The organism is Paracraurococcus ruber (assembly GCF_004353985.1).
Classification (GTDB): domain Bacteria; phylum Pseudomonadota; class Alphaproteobacteria; order Acetobacterales; family Acetobacteraceae; genus Paracraurococcus; species Paracraurococcus ruber.
Genome location: NZ_SMOA01000366.1, coordinates 1 through 4,427, shown reverse-complemented (window position 1 = coordinate 4,427; position 4,427 = coordinate 1). Strand labels below are relative to the sequence as shown.

At 66.7% G+C, this 4,427-nt stretch carries 7 protein-coding genes; 6 read left to right on the top strand and 1 reads right to left on the bottom strand.

The genetic code is table 11. The features are described from left to right. A partial coding sequence (locus E2C05_RS29125) for a transposase (RefSeq protein ID WP_408901638.1) occupies positions 1-392 on the top strand: 392 nt, incomplete at its 5' end. Between the two features lie 145 nt (positions 393-537). Continuing rightward, a complete protein-coding gene (locus E2C05_RS29120) occupies positions 538-1,248 on the top strand; it encodes a phosphatase PAP2 family protein (protein WP_158292450.1) in 711 nt (236 codons plus the stop codon). 81 nt (positions 1,249-1,329) lie between these two features. On the opposite strand, the gene E2C05_RS33560 is transcribed toward E2C05_RS29120, so the two are convergent. Next, entirely contained in the window at positions 1,330-2,271 is a 942-nt protein-coding gene (locus E2C05_RS33560; RefSeq protein ID WP_158292449.1) for a LysR family transcriptional regulator, read from the bottom strand. 121 nt (positions 2,272-2,392) lie between these two features. Here E2C05_RS33560 and E2C05_RS29110 point away from each other — a divergent pair, with 121 nt between their 5' ends. From E2C05_RS29110 to tnpB, 4 genes are all read left to right on the top strand, one after another. Next, positions 2,393-3,220, top strand: a complete 828-nt coding sequence (locus tag E2C05_RS29110; protein ID WP_200306495.1) for a class I SAM-dependent methyltransferase — start codon at positions 2,393-2,395, stop codon at positions 3,218-3,220. A gap of 112 nt (positions 3,221-3,332) precedes the next feature. Next, on the top strand, positions 3,333-3,677 hold the full coding sequence (locus E2C05_RS29105; protein ID WP_133223121.1) for a Bug family tripartite tricarboxylate transporter substrate binding protein: 345 nt from the start codon (positions 3,333-3,335) through the stop codon (positions 3,675-3,677). A 27-nt stretch (positions 3,678-3,704) separates the two neighbouring features. Beyond that, the gene (gene tnpA / locus E2C05_RS35285) at positions 3,705-4,160 is read left to right on the top strand and encodes an IS66-like element accessory protein TnpA (protein ID WP_133223120.1); all 456 of its coding nucleotides are present in this window, start codon (positions 3,705-3,707) and stop codon (positions 4,158-4,160) included. Beyond that, the coding region (tnpB, locus tag E2C05_RS29095; protein WP_133223119.1) for an IS66 family insertion sequence element accessory protein TnpB at positions 4,160-4,427 on the top strand (268 nt) is incomplete at its 3' end. The genes tnpA and tnpB, both read left to right, overlap by 1 nt.

The following is a 4,427-nucleotide window of genomic DNA, read 5'->3' as shown; positions in this document are numbered from 1 at the left end:
ATCACCAAGCTCAAGATGCTCCGGCGGCAGATGTACGGCCGAGGCAAGCTCGACCTACTGCGGGCGCGGCTGGTCGCACCGATAGCGGCGACGTAACCTGCACGAAACCTGCGCCAGAGCCCAAGTTGCACGCCGACAAGGCCTACGATCACCGCCGCTGCCGCCGGGCCCTGACCCGCCGCGGCATCCAGCCGCGCATCGCACGCCGCGGCATCGAGAGCAGCGCCAGGCTGGGTCGACATCGGTGGGTCGTGGAACGCACCCTGGCCTGGTTCGGCCAGTTCCGCCGGCTGGCGATCCGCTACGAGCGCCGTGCCGACATCCACGCCGCCTTTCTCACCCTCGCATCAGCCATGATCGCCTGGCGATTCGTCCAACGGTGGTTCTGTTAGACGCTCTAAAACGCAACAGGTGCATGTCACCTTATGGTTCTCAACCTAAATGCCCAAACCGTGATTATGCGACGTTTCGGTGACAGCGTATCGGCAATCCGTTCACATGTCAGAACGGGTGCCCTTAATGGACCTACTGCACACTATGGACCTCGCCGCGGTCGGCCTGATCAATCCGTACTGGCTCGGGACAAACTCCGGGCAGGCGCTGACCTCTGTCCTGGACCTGGTGCTGCGGGCCAACACCATGAAGATGGGCCCGTTGGTGCTGCTGCTGCTGTACAGCTGGCTGCAGCCGCGGTCCGGCTCCGGACTGCTGCGCAGCCCGGACCTGGTCACTCGCGGCGCGCTCGGGATCCTGCTGGCCCTGGTCGCAGGGCGGCTGTCACAGATACTGCTTCCCATGCGCGCCCGGCCCCGGTTCGCCCTCGGCGAGGCGCTGTTCCCGCCAACCGACTACGCCATCGAACTCGGTGATTGGAGCTCCATGCCCTCCGACCACGCCATGCTCGCAGCGTCGATCGTTGTCGCGGTCTGGATGGTCTCGCGCCGGCTTGGGCTGGCGGCGCTGGCCTGGTCGCTGATCGTGGTCTGCGCGCCGCGCGTCTACTTCGGCGTGCACTACCTTTCGGACATTCTGGCCGGTCTCGCAGCTGGTGCTGGGATTGCCCTGCTCGCCTTCCATGCGCCGCTGCCGGCCAGCGTGGCGGGCCTGCTGCATCGGGCTGAGAGGCAGGCACCGGCACTGGTCATCCTTGGCCTGATGATGATCGGATGGGAGACCATCAACCTCTTCGCCACCTCCCGACGCATCCTCACACTCGTGGCAAGGCTAATGAACGGGCATATCGGATAAGCAGACTGCGACGTTCAGGGCGCGATGCCGCATTCGCTCCGCAGGCTCAATGTCGCATCTTCATCGCGACACCCGAGCTCCTCAGCATCGCATCGCGCTGAGCTCGGTCGGCCTCGTTATCGGGAACACCTCCCGCATATACGCTCCGAGCATGTCACAGAACGCCTCGGCGTAGCGCGGCAGCGATCGTCGCTTGTCCCAGTAGATTGCTGGCTGCACTCGCACCGGCTCGCCGCGGTAGACAATGGCTGTGATGCGCAGATTGTATCGATCGGTGCGCAATGCCGCTGGAATGATGGCGACGCCATGCCCATTCTCGGCCATGGCCAACAGGGTATGCGGGGCGCGGCTCTCGAAGGTGATGTTCGGCTGGATGCCTGCAAGGCGACACGCTGCGTCGAAGTGGCGACGAAACACGTGATCGGTGTCGACCACCAGCAGCGGGTACTGTGCAAGCTGGCCGATCTCGATCTCGCCGCGGCTTTCACGCAGGATCGACGGACCGAAGGCTGCAAGTAGGTCGACCGGCTCCAACGGACGGCATGCGAAGCGCGCATCGTCGGGCGGTACAGCGCCTATCAGGTTCTGCCCAAGGTGGATTTCGCCGCGCTCCAGCTTCGCGGCGGTAGCAGGCCAGCCCAGCACCTCGGTCAGCTTCACCTGAACCTTCGGGTACTGCGCGGCGTACCGCACCAGGAACGGTGCAATTGCACCTTCGATCTGCTGCGGCGATGACGCCACCTTCAGCACTCCCGAATCACCGTGCTGCAGCAGCCGTGCACGTTCCCTGACCGCGAGGGCACAAGCCAGCAGTGCCCGGCAGTCGCCCAGAAGCTGCTCGCCTTCGCCCGTCAGGGCCAAGCGGCGGCCGATGCGGTCGAACAGCCTGATCCCGAGCTCCCGCTCGAAGTCGCCGATCTGGCGGGACAGAGCCGGTTGCGCGATTCGCAGCTGCTCGGCCGCTCGGGAGACGGTGCCGAGCTCGGCCACTGCAACGAAGGTCCGGGCATGGCGCAGGTCCATCCATGCTGCTTATGCCGAACCGGCATCAATATCCAGCAGGATCGCGTATTGGACGGTGTGCGCCGGGAACCGCCATATTTTTCCGCGAGGCAATGCGCTGCGGCCGCCCCCGGAGGACCAGGTGATTGCTTCCTCAACCTTCTCCGCCACCGACGGCGACGCCTACGAGCGACAGATGGGCCGCTGGAGTAGGCGTCTTGCCGTACTCTTCCTCGATTTCGTTTGCTTCGACGGTGGCCGGCGCATCCTCGATCTGGATTGTGGTACGGGCAGCCTGACGCGCGCGCTCGCGGGCCGGTACGCCGCCAGCCGCATCGTTGGATTGGACGTTTCCGACGCCTACGTGGATCACGCGCGACGCGGGATCAGCGACCCGCGCATCGAGTTCCGGGTGGGCGATGCCTGTTCCGTGCCCTTTCCAGACGGCAGATTCGATGGTGTCCTCTCGATGCTGGTGCTGCCCTTCGTGCCGAATACTGCCAAGGCAGTGGCGGAGATGCGCCGTGTCGCGCGGTCCGGCGCCGTGGTCGCCGCAGCTTCCTGGGACGCACGCGGCGGCTGTGTCGCGCAACGGCTGTTCCTCGACACGGCTGCGGTGCTGGATCCGGCGGCTGACGTGCTGCGGATCGAGCATTGCACGCGGCCGACGACGCGGCCGGGCGCACTGGCCGCCGTCTGGAGGGAGGCCGGCATCCTCGACATCCGCGAGACCGCCCTGACCATCCGCATGGAGTTTGCCGACTTCTCGGACTACTGGGGCCCTTACCTCACAGGCCAAGGACCGGCCGCCGAGTACGTGGGCAGGCTTGGGGCTTCAGCTATCGCGCGCCTGCGCGAGCATGTCCGCCGCGCCTACTTGGACGGCGAGGCCGACGGTCCCCGTTCTTACGCCGCCACCGCCTGGGCGGTGCGGGGCACCAATCCCGAACGGCCCACGCCGATCCGTTGAGAAGGCGTCGCACAAAGCAAAGTCTACAATCCGGAGCCTGGCGCTCCACCCGACTTCAGTGGCTCTGCCGTGCTCCATCCAGCGCAACCCCACTAGGAAGGCGAAGCATTCCATGATGGACATCACGCGCCGATCCACCCTCACCCTTGCTCTCAGCACCGCCGGCAGCTCTCTGCATCTCGCAATGGCGCAGGATGCGGCGACCTACCCAAGCCGCCCGGTCCGCCTGTTGGTGGGCTTTGCGCCTGGCGGCCCACTCGATTTCGTGGCCCGCGCGGTGGCCGAGCGGCTCACCCCGCGGTTCGGGCAGTCCTTCCTCGTGGAAAATCGGCTCGGCGCGACGGGCAATGTCGCCGCCGAGGCAGTCGCTCGCGCGACTCCGCCCGATGGACACCTGTTGCTCATGGGCAATCCACAGAACCTCAGTAAGCGGCAGCCGATCCCGGCCTTGCGGTGACCACGGGGCATCGCCGATTCCGGGGGCATGCCCGACGACACACTTTCCTCCGGACCACTCGCAGGCCGCTCATACGACCGTAGTAAGAGCGGTCCCGGAGCGGGATCTGACCCTGCCGTTGAGGTCCGCGTCCGTGCGGTCCGCCGGCGCGAGTGGCCGACGGAGGACCGGCTCCGGATTGTCCGGGAGAGCCTGGAACCTGGTGCTGTCATCCAGACGGTGGCGGACAGGCACGGGGTGAGCACGGGCCAGCTCTACACTTGGCGCAAGCAGTTGTTGGCGACGGCCATGGCGGGGTTCGCGCCAGTCGAGGTGGTGCCGGAGCCGCCGCCTGCCTTGCCCGCCCTGCCGGCGATCCCAGCGGCCATGGAGACGGCTGGCAGCCTGGAGATCGTGCTGCCGAGCGGCGCGAGCATCCGGGTGACGGGCGCGGTTGATGCGGCGACGCTGCGCATGGTGCTGGCCGAGCTGGGCGGCCGCTGATGCTCGGCCCGCCGCCCGGCACGCGGGTGTTCCTGGCCTGCGGCGTGACGGACATGCGCAAGGGCTTCGATGGCCTGGCGGCGCTGGTGCAGACCGTGCTGGCGCAGGATCCGTACAGCGGGGCGATGTTCTGCTTTCGCGGGCGCCGCGGCGATCGCGCGACATTCTGCATCCTTTCCCTCAGAGACCTGGCAGCCGCATGGCGACATCTCTCTGATACCCTTGAAGATTCTTCGGCCGGCGCTCCTTCACGCGCCGTAGGCCGGC

What these genes read in the sequence shown, in the direction of transcription:
- E2C05_RS29120 (WP_158292450.1), top strand. Translation starts at nt 538, where the DNA reads ATGGACCTCGCCGCGGTCGGCCTGATCAATCCGTACTGGCTCGGGACA.
- E2C05_RS33560 (WP_158292449.1), bottom strand. Translation starts at nt 2,271, where the DNA reads ATGGACCTGCGCCATGCCCGGACCTTCGTTGCAGTGGCCGAGCTCGGC.
- E2C05_RS29105 (WP_133223121.1), top strand. Translation starts at nt 3,333, where the DNA reads ATGATGGACATCACGCGCCGATCCACCCTCACCCTTGCTCTCAGCACC.
- tnpA (WP_133223120.1), top strand. Translation starts at nt 3,705, where the DNA reads ATGCCCGACGACACACTTTCCTCCGGACCACTCGCAGGCCGCTCATAC.